This is a genomic window from Vibrio cionasavignyae (assembly GCF_050337155.1).
Classification (GTDB): Bacteria; Pseudomonadota; Gammaproteobacteria; order Enterobacterales; family Vibrionaceae; genus Vibrio; species Vibrio nomapromontoriensis.
Genome location: NZ_JAKJSR010000024.1, coordinates 17,661 through 39,590 on the forward strand (window position 1 = coordinate 17,661; position 21,930 = coordinate 39,590).

Annotated in this window: 21 protein-coding genes; 14 read left to right on the plus strand and 7 right to left on the minus strand. The window is 41.8% G+C overall.

The features are described from left to right. The first annotated feature begins 416 nt into the window (after positions 1-416). The 13 genes from tagD to manA all read left to right on the plus strand — a co-directional run bounded on the left by tagD (position 417) and on the right by manA (position 13,513). Entirely contained in the window at positions 417-884 is a 468-nt protein-coding gene (gene tagD / locus L4D74_RS18795) for a glycerol-3-phosphate cytidylyltransferase (RefSeq protein ID WP_428753952.1), read from the plus strand. 37 nt (positions 885-921) lie between these two features. Next, the gene (locus L4D74_RS18800) at positions 922-1,620 is read left to right on the plus strand and encodes a CDP-alcohol phosphatidyltransferase family protein (RefSeq protein ID WP_428753953.1); all 699 of its coding nucleotides are present in this window, start codon (positions 922-924) and stop codon (positions 1,618-1,620) included. Positions 1,621-1,638: 18 nt separating this feature from the next. Beyond that, complete coding sequence (locus L4D74_RS18805; RefSeq protein WP_428753955.1) at positions 1,639-2,481, plus strand: glycosyltransferase family 2 protein; 843 nt, start codon at positions 1,639-1,641, stop codon at positions 2,479-2,481. Between the two features lie 206 nt (positions 2,482-2,687). Next, positions 2,688-3,521 carry a glycosyltransferase family 2 protein gene (locus L4D74_RS18810; RefSeq protein ID WP_428753957.1) on the plus strand — a complete coding sequence of 278 codons (834 nt, stop codon included), beginning with the start codon at positions 2,688-2,690 and terminating at the stop codon, positions 3,519-3,521. 178 nt (positions 3,522-3,699) lie between these two features. Continuing rightward, positions 3,700-4,746 (plus strand): glycosyltransferase family 4 protein, encoded by a 1,047-nt coding sequence (locus tag L4D74_RS18815; RefSeq protein ID WP_428753958.1) that lies wholly within the window; start codon positions 3,700-3,702, stop codon positions 4,744-4,746. Then, on the plus strand, positions 4,743-6,005 hold the full coding sequence (locus L4D74_RS18820; RefSeq protein ID WP_428753960.1) for a glycosyltransferase: 1,263 nt from the start codon (positions 4,743-4,745) through the stop codon (positions 6,003-6,005). Before L4D74_RS18815 ends, L4D74_RS18820 begins: the two co-directional genes overlap by 4 nt. A gap of 10 nt (positions 6,006-6,015) precedes the next feature. Beyond that, positions 6,016-7,125 carry a GDP-mannose 4,6-dehydratase gene (gene gmd, locus L4D74_RS18825; RefSeq protein WP_428753961.1) on the plus strand — a complete coding sequence of 370 codons (1,110 nt, stop codon included), beginning with the start codon at positions 6,016-6,018 and terminating at the stop codon, positions 7,123-7,125. 17 nt (positions 7,126-7,142) lie between these two features. Continuing rightward, the gene (gene fcl, locus L4D74_RS18830; protein WP_428753963.1) at positions 7,143-8,105 is read left to right on the plus strand and encodes a GDP-L-fucose synthase; all 963 of its coding nucleotides are present in this window, start codon (positions 7,143-7,145) and stop codon (positions 8,103-8,105) included. A 2-nt stretch (positions 8,106-8,107) separates the two neighbouring features. Next, on the plus strand, positions 8,108-8,554 hold the full coding sequence (locus L4D74_RS18835) for a GDP-mannose mannosyl hydrolase (protein ID WP_428753964.1): 447 nt from the start codon (positions 8,108-8,110) through the stop codon (positions 8,552-8,554). Positions 8,555-8,735: 181 nt separating this feature from the next. Continuing rightward, positions 8,736-10,139: a mannose-1-phosphate guanylyltransferase/mannose-6-phosphate isomerase gene (locus L4D74_RS18840; protein ID WP_428753966.1), complete on the plus strand. Its 1,404-nt coding sequence runs from the start codon at positions 8,736-8,738 to the stop codon at positions 10,137-10,139. Then, entirely contained in the window at positions 10,139-10,885 is a 747-nt protein-coding gene (locus L4D74_RS18845; protein ID WP_428753968.1) for a glycosyltransferase family 2 protein, read from the plus strand. Before L4D74_RS18840 ends, L4D74_RS18845 begins: the two co-directional genes overlap by 1 nt. 3 nt (positions 10,886-10,888) lie before the next feature. Further along, positions 10,889-12,319, plus strand: a complete 1,431-nt coding sequence (locus L4D74_RS18850) for a phosphomannomutase (protein ID WP_428753969.1) — start codon at positions 10,889-10,891, stop codon at positions 12,317-12,319. A gap of 6 nt (positions 12,320-12,325) precedes the next feature. Beyond that, a complete protein-coding gene (manA, locus tag L4D74_RS18855; RefSeq protein ID WP_428753971.1) occupies positions 12,326-13,513 on the plus strand; it encodes a mannose-6-phosphate isomerase, class I in 1,188 nt (395 codons plus the stop codon). Between the two features lie 189 nt (positions 13,514-13,702). On the opposite strand, the gene wecA is transcribed toward manA, so the two are convergent. Continuing rightward, entirely contained in the window at positions 13,703-14,749 is a 1,047-nt protein-coding gene (wecA, locus tag L4D74_RS18860; RefSeq protein WP_428753972.1) for a UDP-N-acetylglucosamine--undecaprenyl-phosphate N-acetylglucosaminephosphotransferase, read from the minus strand. A 130-nt stretch (positions 14,750-14,879) separates the two neighbouring features. On the opposite strand from wecA, the gene L4D74_RS18865 reads away from it, so the two are divergent. Continuing rightward, positions 14,880-16,046 (plus strand): nucleotide sugar dehydrogenase, encoded by a 1,167-nt coding sequence (locus L4D74_RS18865; RefSeq protein WP_428753973.1) that lies wholly within the window; start codon positions 14,880-14,882, stop codon positions 16,044-16,046. A 149-nt stretch (positions 16,047-16,195) separates the two neighbouring features. On the opposite strand, the gene rraA is transcribed toward L4D74_RS18865, so the two are convergent. The 6 genes from rraA to cytR all read right to left on the minus strand — a co-directional run bounded on the left by rraA (position 16,196) and on the right by cytR (position 21,822). Continuing rightward, positions 16,196-16,711, minus strand: coding sequence for a ribonuclease E activity regulator RraA (gene rraA, locus L4D74_RS18870; protein WP_428753974.1), 516 nt, complete (start codon positions 16,709-16,711; stop codon positions 16,196-16,198). Between the two features lie 79 nt (positions 16,712-16,790). Then, positions 16,791-17,720: a 1,4-dihydroxy-2-naphthoate polyprenyltransferase gene (locus tag L4D74_RS18875; protein ID WP_428753975.1), complete on the minus strand. Its 930-nt coding sequence runs from the start codon at positions 17,718-17,720 to the stop codon at positions 16,791-16,793. Between the two features lie 178 nt (positions 17,721-17,898). Next, a complete protein-coding gene (hslU, locus tag L4D74_RS18880) occupies positions 17,899-19,233 on the minus strand; it encodes an ATP-dependent protease ATPase subunit HslU (protein WP_428754067.1) in 1,335 nt (444 codons plus the stop codon). A 45-nt stretch (positions 19,234-19,278) separates the two neighbouring features. Further along, positions 19,279-19,812: an ATP-dependent protease subunit HslV gene (gene hslV, locus L4D74_RS18885; protein WP_428753977.1), complete on the minus strand. Its 534-nt coding sequence runs from the start codon at positions 19,810-19,812 to the stop codon at positions 19,279-19,281. Positions 19,813-20,179: 367 nt separating this feature from the next. Continuing rightward, entirely contained in the window at positions 20,180-20,731 is a 552-nt protein-coding gene (locus tag L4D74_RS18890) for an SPOR domain-containing protein (RefSeq protein ID WP_428753979.1), read from the minus strand. Between the two features lie 83 nt (positions 20,732-20,814). After that, positions 20,815-21,822, minus strand: a complete 1,008-nt coding sequence (gene cytR, locus L4D74_RS18895; RefSeq protein WP_428753981.1) for a DNA-binding transcriptional regulator CytR — start codon at positions 21,820-21,822, stop codon at positions 20,815-20,817. Between the last annotated feature and the right edge of the window lie 108 nt (positions 21,823-21,930).

The window sequence follows — 21,930 nt, forward strand, 5'->3', positions numbered from 1 at the left end:
ATTTGAACTTTCAGATTAGTTAAGTTCGTAAGAATATTTAGTACTTAATAATATCAATGATTTATTATGTTGATGCGATTTTCCTATCGGTCAGAGATGATATTTTTGATTAGCTTTCAGCCCTATGTAGCAAGAGTATGCATGAATTTTACGAGATATGAACACATATATAAATGATCGTCAATTCGTCTACCGGTTAGTTCAACAGCGTTTGCGATCTTACCTGGGGCCGTGAGACGGATAAAATGTCTTTGAGCTTATCAAAGATGGGAAGCATAGTTACAGGTAGACTTAAACGTAAACGGATGAGCAGCGCTATGGATGAGAACTACTGGAGTAATGTTCTCGTAAGCCTTACGTGACGGAGATGTTCATGCAATGGTTCTGATATATTTCTAAATTATAGGTTAATAAAAATGATAACAGTGATTACATATGGGACGTTCGACTTATTCCATGTGGGCCATGTTCGCTTATTGAAACGGTTAAGTGAACTAGGGGGTAGACTAGTGGTAGGCCTTTCCTCTGATGAGTTTAATAAAATAAAAGGAAAAAAATCTTTCTTTTCTTATGAAGAAAGAGCGGAAATAGTGGCCGCTTGTAAATACGTTGACGATGTATTCCCTGAGCATAACTGGGAGCAGAAACTTGAAGATATAAATCGATACCAAGCAGATGTTTTCGCTATGGGAAACGATTGGGAAGGGAAGTTCGATTTTCTTAGTGATTATTGTAAGGTGGTTTATTTACCGAGGACAGAAGATATTTCTACGACAGAAATAAAACACAAGTTGGCGATGTTGGACTCCAAAATGTTAGATGACATCGAAGGAGCATTGCACGATGTTATAGACATTGTAAAAGCAATGTCTATAAGCAAGTAATATAATAATGTAAATATTATTATAAGAGGATTGGTTAATGTTTAATTCTGATATGGTTCAGGATGACCTAAAAAAACTAAAAGTTGACTTATTGATAGCTATTATATTCTTCCCTGTGTATTCTATTTTGTATACGCTAGCTAAGAATTACAAAAGCATCACTCCAAATGTTATTACATGTTTTGGTTTAACTGCATTTTTAATTGGTTTGGTTGTAAGTTGTTTAACTGGCAGTAATGTTTATACAGGAGTTGGGCTATATGTTTTTGCAGGTGCAGATATAGCTGATGGTTACGTGGCAAGAAAATTAAATATGGCGTCTCCTGTAGGAGCTATATTAGATTTGCTTTCAGATAGGTTGGTATTTGTTATTCTGTTTTTTTATGTGTTCTTAACGCTTGTCAATACAGATTCAAGTCTAAATAGTATGGTTTACTTTGTATTGTATTCAGTGTTGTTTTTATATCTGGACTCATTGCTTCTAACTAAGATATTAGCAGGTAAAGTGTTGAAAGAACACGTAAGAAAGAGCAAAGCTAATGATTTTAATAAAAGAGTTTCATTTATGGAATTTCTTTTTAGAGCAGATTTTAGATTCTCATCTTATGTACCTATGATAGGTTGGTTAGTTACAGGGAATGAGGTTTTTTTATTGTTCGCTGTTATCTTTGTATTGTTTTCTTATATGGTGTTTTTCGTTAACTCATCGAAAGAAATATTTAAGATTAAGAAGTGATGATTATGGATAGTGTCAATGATAAGTAAATGTAGTCCTTTGGTTTCTGTTGTTATCCCCAATTACAATAATGAGAGGTTTTTAAGCGATTCGATTTCAAGTGTGATTAATCAAACATATAAAAATATAGAGATAATTGTTGTTGATGACTTCTCTACTGATGATTCGATTAGAATTCTTGAGGGTTTTTCCAATAGATATGAAAATTTCAAATATGTTGTGAACGATAAGAATATGGGGGTTTCTTTCTCTAGGAATCTTGGTATTAAAGTTAGTAAAGGGGAATATATTTCCACATTAGATTCAGATGATATTTACTATCTTGATAAGATAGAAAAGGAAGTGGCAGTTGTTACTGGTAACTCAGGAAAAGGGAGAGATGTAATCGCTTTCTCTAATACATATATTGTTGATGAGGACCTTAAATACCTCTATAAAGTTATACACTGGGCGACCTTACATGAAGGTGATATATTTGAAAAAATGCTGTATCGTTCGATACCATTTGGACGGGATTTATTAATTAGCAGGGAAATTATTGATAAAGTCGGTACTTTCAATGAAAAAAGAAGCCTATATGAAGACTGGGAGCATAAGTTAAAGTTAGCTAAAGTCTGTGATTTTTATTTTAGTGGCTCTAATGGTGTTAAATATAGACAAATTGGAACAGGTTTGTCGTCTGCGGCACCTGAAAAACATAAGGAAGCAATGAAAAGTATATTTACAGATTCATCTTCTGGTGGAAACTTAAGTTTATTTACATTGATTAATAGTAAAGGCATAGGGTCTATTATAAAGCGCTTAATGCATTTGCGTTTTATAAATGAAGTGCTCATGAAATTGTTAAAATGGGTGGTATAAACTTTAAAGGTATCAGTTCTTGGATTTATAGCTAGTTTTATATGGTTCTCCCTAATTGTAGAAGCAATGAAAAAAAATGGGATTTGATTTTATGCTGTCAGGTTAGGGATATTTGTCAGGACTTCTAGCTGATAATTATCATGTGGTGCTTTGGTTGTTGCTAAGCGATACAAAAAGCTTTTATCTCTACGTGTTGGAAAAATCAAGTGAAAATAAATCTTAATCAGAGTCATAATTGTTCTATGAGTATAAAACCATCGGAATCAACCTGCCCATTAGTATCAGTAATTATTGCGGTATACAATGGTCAGGTGAATCTAGAAAGTACGCTAGTATCGATTTTTAACCAAACCTATCAAAATTTAGAAGTTATTGTTATCGATGGTGGAAGCTCTGATGGTACAATCGATATTATATCAAAATATCGACGTAGAATTAGTTACTATATTAGCGAGCCTGATAAAGGAATAAGTGATGCTTTTAATAAGGGGGTTAAAGCGGCCAGGGGGACATACATTAACTTTCAAGGCGATGGTGATGGTTTCTGGGAAAAAGACTCTTTAGATAAGGCCATGATGGAGGTGGATCCAAAACTCGATCTACTGGTGGGCTGCCGTATAGCAAGGGTCAGTGAAGATGGAGCGGTATTGTTTATTTCGAATCAAATGAATCACTTTTCTAAAACTTCACTACTGTTCCGGATGTCACTACCTCATCAAGGACTACTGACTCATAAAAAATTCTTCGAAGATTATGGGTTATTTGATGTGAATAATAAATTTTGCATGGACTATGAACATTTGTTACGTGCATATCATGATTTTCCGCGCGTTAAGCTACAAAATGTCATTTTGGCCCAGTGGCGAGCTGACGGATTAGGAAATAATCGTGAATTAGATATTTACAAAGAATATGATGCGATTAAAAGAAAACATAAATTGGCACCTAGTTGGGTTCTTTCATTAGTCAACTATTGGACACTGTTAAAGTATAATATAAAAATGTTATTACAGATGTTAAAAATATACAGAATGACATAGTAATGGTTTTCGGATTTTGCAGTGATGGTTTACTTGTTTTCTCACCATTTTGGTTGTCTGTTTATATGTCTGAATATAACCTATTATTCTGATGGATTTTCTTCACCCGTGATTGAGTTTTCTAGAGTGGCTTCTATAAATATTTTAGGAGTGTGCTCTTTAAGGTGGTTTTTTTAGTATGTTTGATTATCTTATTGTCACTCATCTGCCTGTATTTTATAAAGTTAATCTTTACAATAGATTATCAAATTACCTCAATATCCATGTGATATTTATTGGGGCTGATACTAATGAAAAAAGATCTGATGACTTTAACATCCTACGTCAATCAAGATTTTCTTACTCTCTGCTTCATAATGGTAGCTTTCAGAATAGAAATGTATTTAAGACATGTTGGAAGCTATTACGTTTGATGGCGTCAATAGAATTTAACAAAATTATTGTTGGTGGTTGGGACTTACCTGAATTTTGGCTGTCTACTATGTCCTCTAGAAAGCATAATAACTGCCTATCTCTTGAGTCCACTATTTTAGACTCTTCCATTAATGGTTATAGAGGTTCTATTAAAAGGTTTTTTCTATCTCGAATATCATCAGTATTTGCATCAGGTCAACTTCATATAGATCTGTTGAGTAGTCTTAATTATTCAGGGGTTGTCAAAAAAACCTTAGGTGTGGGTATTGTTAATGATATATCAGCATCTTTGAGAACTAATTTGTTAAAAGATAATTATGGCCGGAGGTTCTTGTATATAGGAAGGCTTACCCCGGTTAAAAACGTATCAGCTTTAGTTGATTTATTTAATGATTTGCCAAGCTTTCACCTTACAATTATTGGAGTCGGCGAAGACGATAATATGTTGAGAGCTGTTGCTGAGAAAAATATAGAATTTAAAGGTGCGGTAGATAATAACGCATTAGGTGCTTATTTCGCTAGTCATGACTTTCTATTGTTGCCAAGCTTACAAGAGCCTTGGGGGTTAGTTGTTGAAGAGTCTTTAAATTATAATACCCCTGTGATTGTCTCTGATCGATGTGGTTCTGTTGATTTAATTGATAATGGGCGAAATGGTTTAGTATTTTCACCTGTAAATGACTCTGAGTTAGAATCCTTGATTACCTCCATCGATCAAAGTTTGTTCATGAAACTTGTTGAGGGTGCAACGGAGTATTCGATTAAACAAAAAGATGACTGTCAAGTTAGGCAGTATGTAGAGTTAATATGACAAGGATCACTATTGTAAATTTTTCAGATTCTAGAGGTGGGGCGGCAATAGCTGTTAGCCAGTTAGTAAGTAGTTTAAGAAAAAGACAGGATGTTAATATACGGTTTGTTGTTGCCGAAAAAAACAGGGGCGATTCTCTCTCGGAAGGTCCTAGTTTTTTTGAATCTAAGCTACATTTTATAAAGAGAATTCTTGCACTTTTGTTCAGTAAGTTACAGAGATCTAAGAATAATATTAAGCATTCTCTTAACATTTTTGGAAGCTCTCATGTAGTCGATAAATTAAGGGAAGGAAGTGATATTATCCATTTTCATTGGATTAACAATGAAACTATTTCACTTAGTCAGCTTTTGTTTATCCTACGAAATAGATGCGACACAAAAGTGGTTTTCACTTTACACGATGAGTGGCTTTTTTGCGGTTCTGAACATTACGACTTGATTGGCAGTAATCGTTATAAGCAAGGCTATGAACCAAAGCAAGTTACAACTAGACTAGCTGATATTGATCGGCTTATCTTTTCTTTAAAGAAAAAACTCATACCGTATTTGTCTTCTCCTGGCGTGGTCATAACGGCCCCTTCTCGCTATTTAGTTGAAATGGCGAAAGACAGTTTTCTACTTTCTAAGTCGAATGTTCACTTAGTTCCTAATACCATTAACTTAGACGTTTTTCACAAAACGGAAAAAAGTGAGTGTAGAAGGTACCTTGGTATTCCCGAAAACAGATTCGTTTTGTTGTTTGGAGCCATAGGAGGAGGGAGTGTCATCAAAGGTAGTGATTTACTGGTTGCTACACTCAACTTATTGAAAGACTCTGTAGATTTTAGTGATATCTTACTTGTCACTTTTGGGGGGCAAACCGCCGGCGCCTATATGTTAAATGGCTATGAGGCGTTTGAGCTTGGTCATGTTTCAGAACGGAGTACTATGGCCGCCGTTTATAGTAGTGCAGACCTGACTATTGTGCCTTCTCGGAAAGAAGCTTTTGGTCAAGTTGCCGCAGAAAGTCTCGCATGTGAAACCGCAGTTGTTGCGTTCGATAATTCTGGGGTTGCAGACATCGTTCAACATGGTCTGAACGGCTATTTGGCAAAAGCATTTGATACGGATATGATGGCAGGATCAATTGTAAAGTTTATGGGCTTGAGTCACGAGCAGCGTCAACATATGGGCAGATTGGGTCGAGAACACATACAACGTAATTTCTCTGAACAAATTGTTTGTGAAAAGTGGCTTAAAATATATAAAGAATCATAGGGTACGAAGAATGCAAAAAATAGCATTAATTACGGGAATTACTGGCCAAGATGGCTCGTATTTAGCTGAACTATTGGTTGAAAAAGGCTATGAAGTTCATGGGATTATTCGTCGCGCTTCTTCTTTTAATACTGAGCGTATTGACTCAGTGATCGCACAATCGGATAACGTACATTTGCACTATGGAGATTTAACCGATTCTTCAAACCTTATTCGTCTAGTGAAAGAAATTCAACCAGATGAAATTTATAATCTTGGTGCGATGTCGCATGTCGCAGTTTCTTTTGAATCACCTGAATACGTTGCAGATGTTGATGGTATGGGGACCATGCGGTTATTAGAAGCGATTCGTATTAATGGTTTAGAAAAGAAAACTCGTTTTTATCAGGCATCAACGTCTGAGCTTTACGGAGAGGTAAAAGAGATCCCTCAGCGTGAAACCACACCTTTTCACCCTCGCTCTCCTTATGCGGTAGCAAAAATGTACGCCTACTGGATCACGGTAAACTACCGTGAGTCGTATGGCATGTATGCGTGTAATGGTATTTTATTTAACCATGAGTCACCTCGCCGGGGTGAAACGTTTGTTACCCGTAAGATCACCCGAACTTTGGCAAATATATCGCAAGGTCTAGAAAGATCATTAGAACTCGGCAATATGGATGCGTTGCGTGACTGGGGGCATGCTAGAGATTATGTTCGTATGCAATGGATGATGCTTCAACAAGATATCGCGGACGATTTTGTTATTGCAACGGGCAAGCAAATTTCGGTACGAGAGTTTGTGCGTATGTCAGCGAAGGAAGCCGGTATTGAGCTAGAATTCACCGGTGAAGGTGTTGATGAAATCGCGACTGTTATAAAAGTTGATGCAGACAAAGCACCGGCTGTGACCGTTGGCGATGTTATTGTTAAGGTTAATCCTAAGTTCTTCCGTCCTGCAGAAGTTGAAACACTACTTGGCGATCCAACAAAAGCAAAAGAAAAACTAGGTTGGGTGCCAGAGATTACTGTAGAAGAGATGTGCTCTGAGATGGTTCAAGCCGATGTGGTAAAAGCAAAGCAGCACGTAATCTTGAAGCAGCATGGTTTTGATGTGTCTATTTCCCTGGAAAGTTAAGCATTATGACGGAAGTAATGAAAAAGCGTGTCTTTGTGGCGGGCCATCGCGGAATGGTTGGTAGTGCGATATTAAGGCAACTTGAAGCACTGGGTGGGTATCAGCTTATTACTCGTACTCGTGACGAGTTAGACTTGCTGAATCAGCAAGAGGTCTATGAGTTTTTCCAAAAAAATGATATTGACCAAGTCTACTTGGCCGCAGCTAAAGTGGGCGGTATTGTCGGTAATAATACTTACCCTGCTGAGTTCATTTTTGAAAATCTTACCATTCAAAATAACATTATTCATGGTGCTCATTTAGGTGGCATTCAAGATTTACTGTTTTTGGGTTCTTCTTGTATTTACCCTAAATTAGCAGCGCAACCTATGAGCGAAAGCGCGTTGTTGACTGGTACTCTAGAGCCGACCAATGAGCCTTATGCTGTCGCAAAAATCGCTGGTATTAAAATGTGTGAGAGTTACAACCGTCAATATGGTCGAAACTATCGCAGTGTTATGCCAACTAACCTTTACGGTGAAAATGATAATTTCCACCCTAAGAATTCGCATGTTATTCCAGCGTTGTTACGCCGTTTTCATGAAGCAAAATTGAACGATGACGCCGAGGTTATCGCTTGGGGAAGTGGCACACCTATGCGCGAATTCTTGCATGTGGATGATATGGCGGCAGCGTCTATCTTTGTCATGAATTTGGACGACAAAACTTACTCAGAAAATACAGAACCAATGTTAAGTCATATTAATGTTGGTACTGGAGTCGATTGCACGATTCGAGAGTTGGTGGAAACCGTTGCAAATGTGATTGGTTATAAAGGAACCATTACATTTGATACTTCTAAGCCAGACGGTGCACCGCGTAAGTTGATGAATGTATCTAGGCTCGCAAGTTTAGGCTGGACTTATGACGTTGAACTTGAAGAAGGTCTCCAGAAAACCTATCAGTGGTTTTTAGACAATCAAAATGATTTCAGAAAGTAGTGATGTTAGAGTTTGATATTTTTAAATCAGTCGTTGCTTCTACACCTCTGATTTCAATGGATATGGTGGTAACCAATGATTCTGGGCAAGTATTACTTGGCTACCGCAATAATAGACCAGCAAAAGGGTATTGGTTTGTCCCTGGTGGTCGGATTCTCAAGGATGAGCGCTTTGAAATAGCGTTTGGTCGTTTGTCTGAAGCAGAATTGGGACAGCGCTATGCGCTCTCCCAAGCTCAATTTTTGGGTCCTTATGAGCATTTATATCACGATAACTTCAGCGGAGAAGCGTTCTCTACACATTATGTTGTTCTCGGTTATAAGGTCGCTTGGAATGGCGATATTTCTGACTTACCCACCGAGCAGCACTGTGACTATCGTTGGTGGGATGTCTCTGATTTACTAAGCTCTGATCAAGTCCATGAGAATACTAAAGCTTACTTTCGCTAGAATGATACTTTCGATTTGTAATCAGCGTAGCAGAGAGCACTCTTCCTATCTGTTTTTACCAACAGAGAACAGTGTGAGTTCGCAAGCGACGTCACTCAATTTTATACAACTGAGCATATCCTGAAAATATCAGTAATATGCATCGAGCGTGTACATGGCTTAATACCCGAAAGGTAATAATATGATACTTCCAGTAATTATGGCTGGCGGCTCAGGAAGTCGTCTTTGGCCACTTTCTCGTAGCCTTTTCCCAAAGCAGTTTATTAGCCTAGCAAGCGATTTGACCATGCTTCAGGAGACGATAAAGCGTCTCGATGGTGTCGAACATTCTGCCCCGATAATAATTTGCAATGACGAGCATCGATTTTTAGTGGCAGAACAGCTTCGTCAACAAAACGTTGAGTGCGAAGGTATCATCCTTGAACCTGTGGGTCGTAATACCGCACCGGCTATTGCTCTTGCCGCGCTTCAGGCGGTTCAGCGAGACGGGGACCCATTGCTATTGGTTTTAGCTGCAGATCATGTGATTCAAGATCCTGCAGCATTTATTGATTCTGTCGAGCAGGCGATTTCCCCAGCAAAAGAGGGCAACCTCATTACTTTTGGTATCGTGCCCAGTAAACCAGAAACAGGCTATGGTTACATTAAGCAAGGTCAGCGATGTGGCAAGGCTTTTAAAGTGGATCAGTTTGTGGAAAAGCCCGATCTAGAAACGGCGCAATCCTATTTAGATAGTGGGGAGTATTATTGGAATAGTGGCATGTTCCTATTTAGAGCCTCTCGTTACTTACAGGAATTAAAAGCCTTTCGTCCCGATATTTATCATGCTTGTGAAGCAGCGATAAATGGAGCGCGACATGATCTGGACTTTACTCGACTTGATGAAGAAGCTTTTTCAGCTTGCCCAGATGAATCGGTGGATTATGCTGTGATGGAAAAAACCAATAGTGCTCTTGTGGTTCCTATGGATGCAGGATGGAGCGATGTTGGCTCGTTTAGCGCTTTATGGGAAGTTTCCGCTAAGAACTCAGATGGCAATGTCACAAAAGGTGATGTGCTGACAGAGCAGACACGGGATAGTTACATATACGCTCAAAATAAGCTCGTATCTACTGTTGGCGTTAGTAACCTTGTTGTTGTGGAAACCAAAGATGCTATTTTGGTCGCTGATAAAGACAAGGTTCAAGACGTAAAGAGCATCGTCAATGCCTTGAAAAAAAATGGTAGAAGTGAAGCGCTTCAACATCGAGAGGTGTACAGACCGTGGGGGTCACATGACGAAATTGCCCAGGGTAACCGATATCATGTAAAACACTTGCGCGTTAAGCCAGGAGAAAGAACCGCACTTCAACTGCACCATCATCGGGCTGAACATTGGGTAGTCGTACAGGGGACTGCAAAAGTCAGTAACGGCGATAAAAGCTACTTGTTGAGTGAGAATGAATCGACCTATATACCTCTTGGAGCCGCGCACCGCATAGAAAATCCAGGAAAAGTTGATCTTCATCTTATCGAAGTGCGTTCTGGAAGTTATTTAGAAGAAGACGATATCGTACGTTTAGAAGAGTATGGGGTTGGTTATTGATGAAGGTTTCAATAATCACGGCGACTTACAATAGTAGCGATACAGTGCTGGATACGCTTCAATCTTTGAATGAGCAAACTTACGCGGATATTGAATATATTATTATCGATGGTGGCTCAACTGACAATACTTTATCAATTATAGAAGCAAACAGTAATAGAGTGGCGACTATCGTATCTGAAGAAGATAAGGGTATTTATGATGCCTTGAATAAAGGTATAAATGCGGCAACAGGCGACATTGTTGGCTTCTTGCATTCTGACGACTTGTTGGCATACCCTGATGCGATTAAGGAGTTGGTTGAAACGCTGGAACATGAAGGCACTGAAGCGGTGTATGCTGATTTAGAGTATGTGTCAAAAGATGATACTTCAAAAGTCATCCGTAAATGGATATCTGGAGAGTTCGACCAGCAAAAACTGCGTTCTGGCTGGATGCCACCGCATCCTACTTTTTTTATGAAAAGAGATTTATACCTTAAGTATGGCGTGTTCGATTTAGAACTTAAAATTGCTGCTGATTATGATTCACTGCTTCGTTATTTATGGAGCAATAATGTGACGGCTAGTTACTTGCCTAAGGTTGTGACTAAAATGCGTTTCGGCGGTGCTAGTAATGGTAGTTTAGTGAACATTATTAAAAAAACCAAAGAAGACATTCAAGCATTAAAAAATAATCAGCTTTTTTGGCCGTCGGCACTGCTGATTAAGAATGTCTCAAAGATCCCACAGTTTTTAAAGAGGTAATCAATGTTAGTTTCGAATGAGGTGATTGCCGGGTCTGGTATTCAGTTTGGTACCAGTGGTGCGCGTGGTTTGGTCGAGCAGTTTACCCCAAAAGTTTGTGCTGCATTTGCGCATGCATTTCTCGGAGGTATTAAAGAGCGTTTTGATTTTCAAACTGTCGCAGTCGCTATTGATAACCGTCCAAGCAGTCCTGCAATGGCTCAAGCAACTATTGCCGCCATCAACGCTATGGGGCTCGAAGCTGTCTATTATGGGGTGATCCCGACGCCAGCACTCGCATTCTCTGCGATGCAAGATTCTATTCCTTGCATCATGATAACTGGCAGTCATATTCCTTTTGATCGTAATGGTATTAAGTTCTATCGTCCCGATGGTGAGATAACCAAGGCTGATGAGAAAATGATTCTTAATGCCGAAATGGAATTTGACGCGCCAATACTACAAGCCCTAAAAACTTCAAATCGTGCAGCAGAACAGTATGTCCAAAGGTATACCGAACTCTTTGATAAATACTTACTTAATGGTAAACGAATCGGTATTTATGAGCACTCTAGTGCTGGTCGAGATTGGTATCAAGGGCTTTTCGAGGCGTTAGGTGCTGAGGTTATATCGTTGGAACGCACCGATGAGTTTGTGCCTATCGATACCGAAGCAGTTGCTGAAGTTGACAAGGAAAAAGCAAGAGCATGGTCAAAAGAGCATAGTTTAGATTTTATTTTTTCAACCGATGGTGACGGTGATAGACCTCTGGTCGCTGATGAAAACGGAGAGTGGCTGCGAGGAGATATTCTTGGCTTGCTTTGCGCAGAAGCGATGAAGATAGAAGCACTCGCATTGCCAGTGAGCTGTAACACGGTGATTGATTTGTCACCACAATTTAAAACTATCACTAGAACCAAAATAGGTTCTCCATATGTGATAGAAGCATTTAACGAACTGACGAAAAGCCACCAAAGTATCGCTGGCTTTGAAGCCAATGGTGGCTTTTTGCTTGGAAGTGATGTTGAAGTCAATGGTAAGGTACTAAAAGCGTTGCCTACGCGTGATGCCGTATTGCCTGGGCTGATGCTTTTGTCACTAGCAAAAGACACTGGAATAGCTGAGTTGGTTAAAGCGCTAAAGCCTCGCTATACAGATAGTGACCGTATTCAGAACTTTGCTACTGAAAAAAGTCGGGAAATCATTGCCATGGCTTCTGGGCAAGAGCAGCGTTTAGTTGATGCTCTGGGATTTGATGGTGTGGCTATAGTGAGCGTTGATACTACTGACGGTCTGCGTATTACGCTAGAGAGTAATGATATTATTCATTTACGTCCTTCTGGTAACGCGCCAGAGCTACGTTGTTATGCGGAGTCATCAACGGGAGAGAAAGCTCAGCAGTTAGTTGAGCAAGTACTGCTAAACATTCAGTGTATTAACGTGAGTGACTGGTAACAATTAATGGCAATTTTTAAGCTTACCAATTGTATTCAAAATTACGCTTGGGGCAGTATTACTGCTATGTCTGAATTGTTCGGATTTGAAAATATCGAGAACAAACCGCAAGCAGAGCTTTGGATGGGGGCACATCCTAATGGATGCTCGAGGCTTGAGCAAACAGATATTTTGTTGGCTGACTATATTAGCCAAAACAAGAACTTAGTATTAGGGAGTTATACTGCTGCGCGGTATGGTGAATTACCCTTCTTGTTTAAAGTACTTGCTGCTCATCGACCACTTTCAATCCAGGTTCATCCGAATAAAGCCAATTCAGAGCGTGGCTTTGAGCGAGAAAATGAACAGGGTATTGCACTTGACGCTGCGAAGCGTAATTACAAAGATCCCAACCATAAGCCTGAATTGGTGTATGCGCTAACGTGCTATAAAGCGATGAACGGTTTTAGACCGATAGAGCATATTCTTGCGCTGTTTGAAGAGGTTCACCTCTCAACGCTTTATTCTGAACTTTCTTCGCTAAAAGCTATGCCGACGGCTGATGGGCTACAAAAGTTCTTTACCTCACTGATGACCCTTTCTGGAAAGAGAAAAGCAACGGCGCTAAGTGAAGTTAAGGCTGCTTTTGGTCGTTCAGGTTTATCGGCGATGGCTCAAGAAGCTCTTATCTATAGCCATAGTTTCGCAGAACATTATCCGGATGATATTGGTATTTTAGCGCCACTGACCCTCAATATCGTGGAACTAGAGCCAGGAGAGGCGATGTTCTTGCACGCTGAAACGCCTCATGCCTATATGCAAGGTACTGCGCTCGAAATCATGGCGAACTCTGACAACGTTCTTCGTGCAGGTCTAACTGCAAAACACATTGATGTCCCCGAGCTTACAGCGAATACTTGCTTTGAACCGATTGATCCAGAGCAATTAAAACTGTCTCCCATCAATAGGGAAGATCGAGTAAACTTCCCTGTACCGATTGATGATTTTGCTTTTGATATACTTCATGCCGAACCTAACGTAAAAACGTTGTTTGTCCGAGGGGCAGAAATCGTGTTCTGTATTGAAGGGGATATTCAGATATGTTCTGCTGGAACGACCTTGATTATGAAAGCTGGCGAGTCGGTTTTTGTGCCATTTAGTGCGGTGTCATATCAGTTTAACGGGAATGGGCGGCTCGCACGTACATATAACTAGTTGAATATGAGTAAAAGAGATGAATCATGAACACATCCAAGCTTCAAGGGGATGTGTGCATCGGTCGCAACAGGGGTAAGTGCAGACTTCAAGAGTATTGTGGTGTTGATGGCTATGCTTGATTTTTTTGTCCTAATATAACAGTCATGTGCATGACTGTTATATTCTTATGGCACTAAGAAGTGAAAATTATAATTTGTCATCGGTTCTGCCGTTTTGTTTGTCTAATTTATTCAAAGCAATTAGGTATAAAATAAAGCAAATGACAAATAGCACAAACATGAGTGACTCTGATATTTGTAACCACTCCCCCGTAATACCTATACCAGCAAAGACACTTGCACATAAGCATATCAACATTAAAGTTTGAGTAGACGAATACCCACATCGCTGAAATAAATGGTGTAAGTGCTCACGATCAGGCTTGAAAGGCGAATCCCCTCTCTTTGTTCGCCTTATCATAACTGCTGCCATATCCATCAAAGGAATGGCGATAAGCCATAAGGCAGTTACAGGCTGCATTAAAGTATTTGGTTCGCCCTGGCTTGCGGCTAGAAGTAACCAAACAACAGAAAAGCCTATCATCATACTTCCCGCATCACCCATGAACACTTTTCGCTTCCTCTCAAAGTAACCCAAGTTTAAAGCAACATAAGGAATGAGCGCGGCAATAAAAACAAGGCAGAGAGCGGCAAATCTGCTTTGTCCATCGGCATACATGAGTATTGCTAAACCGCTAAAAGTAACGATGGACAACCCACCAAGAAGCCCATCAATACCATCAACCATATTAAAGGCATTGATAGCGCCAATGACGGCGATAACGGTAACGAAGACCCCTAAAAATGGACTGAGGTTCACATCACCAAAAGAGAGTAAGTCACCTAAGGTTCTAAGTTGAAGGTCTGAGAAGTAAACCATGCAGAGCGCAAGGACTGCCTGCACTAACAAGCGCAGCTTGAAACTGACGTCATATTTATCATCAAGGGCACCAAGTATGACAAGTGCGCCAAGTAATATCAGCAAGAGATTGCTGTTAGGGATGAGGCCTGGTTTTAAGTATAAATATTGCGATACGGCAATATACACGGCAATGCCACCGACGAGGGGGACTTTCCCTGTATGTTGCTTTCGTGCCGAACTGATATCGATTAAGCCAATTTTCCTTGCCCATTTTCTTAACACGAATAGGGCAGTTAACGATACAAAGCTAACGTAAAGCAAGTCAATCAGCATTCTGTTCTTCTAATTAAATCATCTTGTGGATATATTACACATGAATTGATAACGATTAAAGAGTGTTGGGTTGCGAGTATTAGTGACAACCTATAGAATTTTCGAATCAGGTTAAAATTAGAGAACTCAAATGAAAATTGCTGTTGCAGGAACTGGCTACGTAGGCCTATCTAATGCGATGTTGCTGTCTCAAAATCATGAGGTAGTGGCGGTCGATATTAATGAAGAAAAAGTGGCGCTGTTATGTAACGGTCAGTCTCCAATCGTCGATACTGAAATTGAGGCGTTTCTCAAACGTGATGATTTGAATTTTACCGCGACGTTGGATAAAACATTGGCTTACTCTAATGCCGATTATGTGATTGTCGCGACGCCTACGGATTACGATCCTCAAACTAACTACTTTAATACTGGTTCCGTAGAAGCGGTGATTAAAGATGTGCTTGCGGTGAACCCGAGCGCGGTTATCGTGATTAAGTCTACGGTGCCTGTTGGTTACACAGTGCGTGTGCGTGAAGAGTTGGGTTCCGAGAATATCATTTTCTCGCCAGAGTTTTTGCGTGAAGGCAGTGCGCTGTTTGATAACTTGAACCCTTCTCGAATTATCATTGGTGAGCGCAGTGAACGCGCAAAAATCTTTGCTGATCTCCTGGTTGAAGGCGCGCAGAAAGAAAACATCGATGTACTGTTTACTGACTCAACGGAAGCGGAAGCGGTAAAACTGTTTTCTAACACCTATCTTGCGATGCGTGTAGCTTACTTTAATGAGTTGGATTCTTACGCAGAAGCGGCAGGTTTAGATACTCGTCAAATCATTGAAGGGGTGGCGTTAGACCCTCGTATTGGCGGGCATTACTGTAATCCTTCGTTTGGTTATGGCGGTTATTGTCTGCCAAAAGACACCAAGCAGCTGCTAGCGAACTACCAAGAAGTGCCAAACAATATTATCGGCGCCATCGTAGACGCTAACCGTACCCGCAAGGACTTTGTTGCTGAATCGATTATGAAGCGCAATCCAAAAGTGGTGGGCGTGTATCGTTTGATCATGAAATCGGGCTCGGATAATTTCCGTGCGTCGAGTATTCAAGGCATCATGAAGCGTTTAAAAGCCAAAGGCATTGAAGTGATTGTTTACGAGCCGGTGTTAGAAGAAGAACATTTCTTCCATTCACGTGTGATTCGTGATGTGGCTGCGTTTAAGCAAGAGGCAGATGTCATCATCTCTAACCGTATGTTGCCAGAGCTTGAGGATGTGGCTGAGAAGGTATACACCCGAGATTTGTTTGGTAACGACTAGTTATTGCTAAAGAGACGACTAGCTATTGCTACAGAGATTAGCCGCTAGTTTCGACTGATATAAAAAACGAGAGCGATGTGCTCTCGTTTTTTTTGATTCAATTTTTATCATTTCTGCGTAGGCAGGGAGCTTGTACTTAGCTTTACGGCTTACTCTTCCGCGTCTTTTTCTTCTATCTCTAAGTTCACATCAAGCGGCTCTTGAGACAGGATGATCCCCGTGTTATCTGCGTACACATAATCTTCCGGTAGGAAGGTTACCCCACCAAAGTTAACTGGTACGTCAATCTCGCCAATTTCGCTCTGCGCCGCACCAACAGGGATAGACGCTAGGGCTTGTATGCCAAGGTTCATCTCTTCAAGTTCATCGACTTCACGGACGCAGCCATAGACAATGATGCCTTCCCACTCGTTATCTTCCGCCAGCGCTGCAATTTCTGCATCAATGAGTGCTTTACGCAGTGAACCACCGCCATCGATTAATAGGATTCGACCTACGCCATCTTGCTCTAGGATGTCGCGGATCACGCCATTATCCTCAAAACATTTTACCGATGTTACTTGACCAGCAAAGGAGGCACGACCGCCAAAATTGCTGAACATAGGTTCGACCACGTCGACTTGGTCTAGGTAGATATCACATAGTGCTGAAGTACTGTATTCCATGGCGATTCTTCTGTTCAGTTAGCAAAGGGTATGTTTCGAGTATATCGGGTGACTAAGTCAATGCAATGACAAGGCGCAATTAAGTCATCAGAGTTTGAGCTATAACAATTCCAGAAAACAAGATATTAGTGACAAGTGAACATTTTACCACGACTGGCATCATGGGGGCGATCTGAGCAGGCTCAGTGGCACGCCATACGGCACTGGCATGGCGCCCAACAACGATAGCGCTCAGCGCAAAGGGCAGAATCACCCAAAGCGGGGCAGAATGTGTCAGGGATTGGGCGATTAAATACAGAGCAAAGGCAATGATGGCGCTGCTGAGTAGCAAGGTATGGTAGCGCTTAGCTCGTTGTGCGCCCAAGCGAACGGCCACGGTGCGCTTTCCACATGCGTTATCATTGTCAATATCGCGCATATTATTGACGTTTAACACTGCGACCGCGAGCAACCCACAGCCAATGGCTGGCAGTGCTAACAACGAGTCGATGTGACCTGTGTGTAGAAAATAGGTACCAGAAACGCCTAGTAAGCCAAAAAAGATAAAAACAGAGATGTCCCCAAGGCCGACATAGCCATAGGGCTTATTGCCAACGGTATAAGCAATGGCAGCAATGATGGCCAGTACGCCAAGGGCGATAAAGGCGAGAATGTTTTGCAGTGAATCTAAGGCGTGAAAGATGAGCCCAAGACCGGCGAATACCGTGAGCACAATATTAAAGATGATGGCTTTTTTCATCTCTTGCTGTGTCACTTCACCAGATTGAATCGCACGCACCGGTCCTAAGCGATTTTCGTTGTCTGTCCCTTTAACAGCATCGCCATAGTCGTTGGCTAAGTTCGACAGTATTTGCAACAAGGTGGCGGTGACGAGCGCCAGTAAGGCGATACTCCAAGACATGCTACCCGTTGAAAAGGCGAGGGTACTGCCAGTGACGATGGAAACCAAAGCGAGGGGCAGTGTTTTTGGTCGGGCTGCATCGAGCCAGATTTGGACTGATTTATTCATAATTGCTTATTTCTGATACGCGTACAAAGGAGTATACGCAATTTTGGCAGAGCACCAAATTCTCAGCGACAAATAAAAAGTGAGGTTAACAGTATGCCGTTAACCTCACTCCATTATTTATTGCACTTGCAAGGATCTACATAAATTTAGATACCGTGCGCATGGTCGATATTTGAGATTAAAGAATGAATCGGCTCAGATCTTCATCATCAACAAACTCGCCAAGGCGTGAGGTGACGTAAGCGGAGTCAATGACTAAGCTTGCGCCAGATTTTTCTGTCGCATCGAATGAAATCTCATCCATTAAGCGTTCCATTACTGTATGCAGTCGGCGAGCACCAATGTTTTCTGTGGTTTCATTAACCTTCCATGCCGCATCGGCAATTTGCTGGATGCCGTCTTCGGTAAACGAAACATCGACGTTTTCGGTCTTCATTAGCGCGGTATATTGCTCGGTTAACGACGCTTTTGGCTCGGTAAGGATACGTTTAAAGTCGTTGCTGCTTAGTGCTTCAAGTTCAACACGAATTGGCAAGCGGCCTTGTAGTTCAGGGATCAGATCAGATGGCTTAGCCACTTGGAATGCGCCCGAGGTAATAAATAGGATATGGTCCGTTTTTACCATGCCGTGTTTAGTTGACACCGTGCTGCCTTCAATCAGTGGAAGCAGGTCTCGTTGCACCCCTTCACGTGACACGTCAGGGCCTGAAGCTTCGCCGCGCTTACAGATTTTGTCGATCTCATCGATAAAAACAATACCATTGTTTTCAACGTTATAGATGGATTGCTCTTTCAGCTCTTCTTGGTTAACCAGTTTTGCCGCTTCTTCTTCAGTTAGAGCTTTAAAGGCATCTTTGATTTTCAGCTTACGCTTTTTAGTGGTATCGCCACCTAGATTTTGGAACATGCTCTGTAGCTGGTTGGTCATTTCTTCCATACCAGGAGGCGCCATGATTTCCACGCCCATTTGCGAGGCTGCGACATCAATTTCAATTTCTTTGTCGTCGAGCTTACCTTCGCGCAGTTTTTTACGGAACGTTTGGCGAGTATTGGAAGCGGTGTTGTCTTGTTGTTCGTTTTGTCCCCAAGCATCGCGTGCTGGTGGTAGTAGGGCGTCAAGAATACGCTCTTCAGCTTGTTCTTCGGCGCGGAATGTCACCTTTTCCATTGCCTGCTGATGAGTCATCTTAATGGCCACATCGGTCAGATCACGAATGATGGTTTCGACTTCCTTACCCACGTAACCCACTTCGGTAAATTTCGTGGCTTCTACCTTGATAAAAGGCGCGTTGGCTAATTTTGCAAGACGGCGAGCAATTTCGGTTTTACCGACACCGGTAGGACCGATCATCAGAATGTTTTTTGGAGATACTTCAACACGCAGACTTTCTTCAAGCTGCATACGACGCCAGCGGTTACGTAGTGCAATCGCTACTGAGCGCTTTGCGTTATCTTGACCAATAATATGGCGGTTAAGTTCGTGAACAATTTCACGAGGGGTCATTTCAGACATCATTATTCCTTACAAATATTGGACACTATTTTTGTTTTTATGGCGTTACTTTTCGCCGCTTTCTAGTTCTTCAATAGTGTGGTTGTGGTTAGTGAATACGCAAATGTCACCCGCTATTTTGAGCGACTTCTCCGCGATTTCGCGAGCATCAAGATCGGTGTTTTCAAGCAAAGCCATCGCTGAGGCTTGAGCAAAGTTACCACCAGAGCCGATAGCAATAAGGTCATTTTCTGGCTGAACTACATCGCCGTTACCAGTGATGATAAGCGAGGCGGTTTCATCGGCAACCGCCAATAATGCTTCTAATTTACGTAAGGCGCGGTCGCTACGCCAATCTTTAGCCAGTTCCACCGCGGCCTTAGTGAGATGGCCTTGGTGCATTTGCAGCTTGCTTTCAAAGCGCTCAAATAGCGTGAAGGCATCCGCAGTGCTGCCAGCAAAGCCAGCAAGAACCTTGTCGTTGTAGAGGCGGCGAACTTTACGGGCATTGCCTTTCATTACAGTATTGCCAAGGGACACTTGTCCATCACCAGCAATCACAACTTTGTTATTTCGACGTACAGATACAATAGTAGTCACGGTGTATGCCTCATAAATTTTAGATTTTATTTCCAGTATGAAATGGATATGCGGACGAGCGAAATGAATTTCAAGGGAAGAGGTGGGGTTATTGGAAAAGCGGTTCTATGGTTCTATGGACCTGTGGTCCTTTTGTTAGTGTGATTTACGGTGTGCAACGGCTGGTTTATTCATTAGGAGTGATAGTTCTGTTTATAGCATCCCTCCAGCAGGGGGAGGGATACTTTTGATTAGGTTTTTTAGCTCATCACGGTTTGCAGTTCAAACCGTAGCGTGATTTGTTAGAACCATAGAACCATAGAACCATAGAACCATAGAACCATAGAACCATAGAACCATAGAACCATAGAACCATAGAACCATAGAACTACTGCGTTTCCTTCCAAATCGCGCACGGCTCTATCTTAGCGCGTTGTAATTTGTGTTTATCTCGCTCGGCATCGCGTTTGAGCTTGTATGGCCCAAGGACAACGCGGTACCAACTGCTGTTCTCTTTCTTTCTGATCTTACTAGAGAGACCTTGGAAGGCGATATCCAATTTACGAGCGTCAGCTTGCGCCATAGTTTTGTACGCGCCGCACTGCATGATGTAAGGGATAGCTGAGACGACTTGCTCTTTTGCTTTCACTTCCACTTCACGCTTTGGCAGGGTATCAACGTAATCCCACTTTTCTTCAGGAGGCGGCGGGATAGGCTTGGCCTGCTTTGCTTTAGGCTTGCTGACTGTTTTCGCAGGTGGTGTCGGCTTTGCTGGCTCGGGATCTTGATTGAGCAGATATAAGCCGTAGCCAAATCCGCACGTCAAAATGATGGCAAGCAGTCCGCTACGCCATGGTTTTTTGCCGGATGGTTTCTTTTTTGCAGGACGACGGCCAGTATTCGCACCTTTGCCTCGTCTAACGTAATCTCGGTTTGCCACTGATGACACTTCTAATGTTGAAGTAAATAACTGACCTCATGGTAAATACCACGAGGTCAACTTGCAAGTCAGCAAATGGTTGGTTAGATGATTCTTGGAGGAGCCGCACTGTCGCGTATCACAAGTTCGGTATCCAGTAGGCGAGAGCCTGCTCTAACGTCTACACCTTGCAGTACTTCTAGCATGGTATACATGGCTTGACGGCCAATTTCATATCTAGGCTGTGAAATGGTCGTCAGTGGTGGATCGCAGTATTGAGCGAACTGAATATCATCAAAGCCGACAAAGGATAAGTCTTGCGGGACGCGCAAGCCAAGCTTTTTGGCTTCTTGCATTGCGCCAATGGCCATAATGTCGTTGTGACAGAAAATAGCGGTGGGTGGCTCGGGTAGTGCTAATAACGTGCGAACAGACTTGGCGCCCGCTTCAAAGGTAAAGTCCCCTTTTACGGTGTAAGAAGGGTTCATTGGCACGCCTGCGCGACGCAGAGCCTGTTGGTAACCTTGTTGTCGGAAGCGACACAAAAATGCGGTGTCGGGTCCAGATATTTGCGCAATACGCTTGTGGCCCAGTTGCGATAAGTAGTTCACCGCCTCAAAAGCGGACGTCAGGTTGTCAATGTGAACCGTTGGCAACTCCAGTTCAGGCGCAAATTCGCACGCCATCACAATGGGAGGGAGGTTTTTTTGCTCTGGCTTACTAATGTCAAATGGAAGATCCGTTCCGAGCAATAGCATGCCATCAGCTTGCTTGGTGAACACCAAATTAACAAAGGAGTTTTCGCGTTTTTGCGATTGTCCACTGTCGCCCAATAGCACTAAATAGCCATGCTCGATTGCTGCATCTTCAATACCACGGATGATCTCTGAAAAATACGGGTCGCATATATCAGGTACAATAGTGACGATGGTTTTCGATTCGTTACGACGCAGGTTTCGAGCTAGGGAGTTTGGTGAATATCCAGCTTCTAATACCGCCTCTTCCACTCGCTTTCTCGTACTTGATGAGACCTTTTCAGGGTTCATTAGTGCACGTGAAACGGTGGCGGTAGAAACCCCTGCAAGCTGGGCAACATCCTTCATTGTCGCCATACAATACTTTCCTCATGTTTTGCTAATTTAATGAAATACCTATTTCACTGATTGCTTTTCAGTGCACTTTTTGGCGGTTTTCGCCATCACTTTGCTATTCAAGTTATC

Coding starts and splice junctions, on each gene's coding strand:
- tagD (WP_428753952.1), top strand. CDS start 417: ATGATAACAGTGATTACATATGGGACGTTCGACTTATTCCATGTGGGC.
- L4D74_RS18800 (WP_428753953.1), top strand. CDS start 922: ATGTTTAATTCTGATATGGTTCAGGATGACCTAAAAAAACTAAAAGTT.
- L4D74_RS18805 (WP_428753955.1), top strand. CDS start 1,639: ATGATAAGTAAATGTAGTCCTTTGGTTTCTGTTGTTATCCCCAATTAC.
- L4D74_RS18815 (WP_428753958.1), top strand. CDS start 3,700: ATGTTTGATTATCTTATTGTCACTCATCTGCCTGTATTTTATAAAGTT.
- L4D74_RS18820 (WP_428753960.1), top strand. CDS start 4,743: ATGACAAGGATCACTATTGTAAATTTTTCAGATTCTAGAGGTGGGGCG.
- gmd (WP_428753961.1), top strand. CDS start 6,016: ATGCAAAAAATAGCATTAATTACGGGAATTACTGGCCAAGATGGCTCG.
- fcl (WP_428753963.1), top strand. CDS start 7,143: ATGAAAAAGCGTGTCTTTGTGGCGGGCCATCGCGGAATGGTTGGTAGT.
- L4D74_RS18835 (WP_428753964.1), top strand. CDS start 8,108: ATGTTAGAGTTTGATATTTTTAAATCAGTCGTTGCTTCTACACCTCTG.
- L4D74_RS18840 (WP_428753966.1), top strand. CDS start 8,736: ATGATACTTCCAGTAATTATGGCTGGCGGCTCAGGAAGTCGTCTTTGG.
- L4D74_RS18845 (WP_428753968.1), top strand. CDS start 10,139: ATGAAGGTTTCAATAATCACGGCGACTTACAATAGTAGCGATACAGTG.
- L4D74_RS18850 (WP_428753969.1), top strand. CDS start 10,889: ATGTTAGTTTCGAATGAGGTGATTGCCGGGTCTGGTATTCAGTTTGGT.
- manA (WP_428753971.1), top strand. CDS start 12,326: ATGGCAATTTTTAAGCTTACCAATTGTATTCAAAATTACGCTTGGGGC.
- wecA (WP_428753972.1), bottom strand. CDS start 14,749: ATGCTGATTGACTTGCTTTACGTTAGCTTTGTATCGTTAACTGCCCTA.
- L4D74_RS18865 (WP_428753973.1), top strand. CDS start 14,880: ATGAAAATTGCTGTTGCAGGAACTGGCTACGTAGGCCTATCTAATGCG.
- rraA (WP_428753974.1), bottom strand. CDS start 16,711: ATGGAATACAGTACTTCAGCACTATGTGATATCTACCTAGACCAAGTC.
- L4D74_RS18875 (WP_428753975.1), bottom strand. CDS start 17,720: ATGAATAAATCAGTCCAAATCTGGCTCGATGCAGCCCGACCAAAAACA.
- hslU (WP_428754067.1), bottom strand. CDS start 19,233: ATGTCTGAAATGACCCCTCGTGAAATTGTTCACGAACTTAACCGCCAT.
- cytR (WP_428753981.1), bottom strand. CDS start 21,822: ATGGCGACAATGAAGGATGTTGCCCAGCTTGCAGGGGTTTCTACCGCC.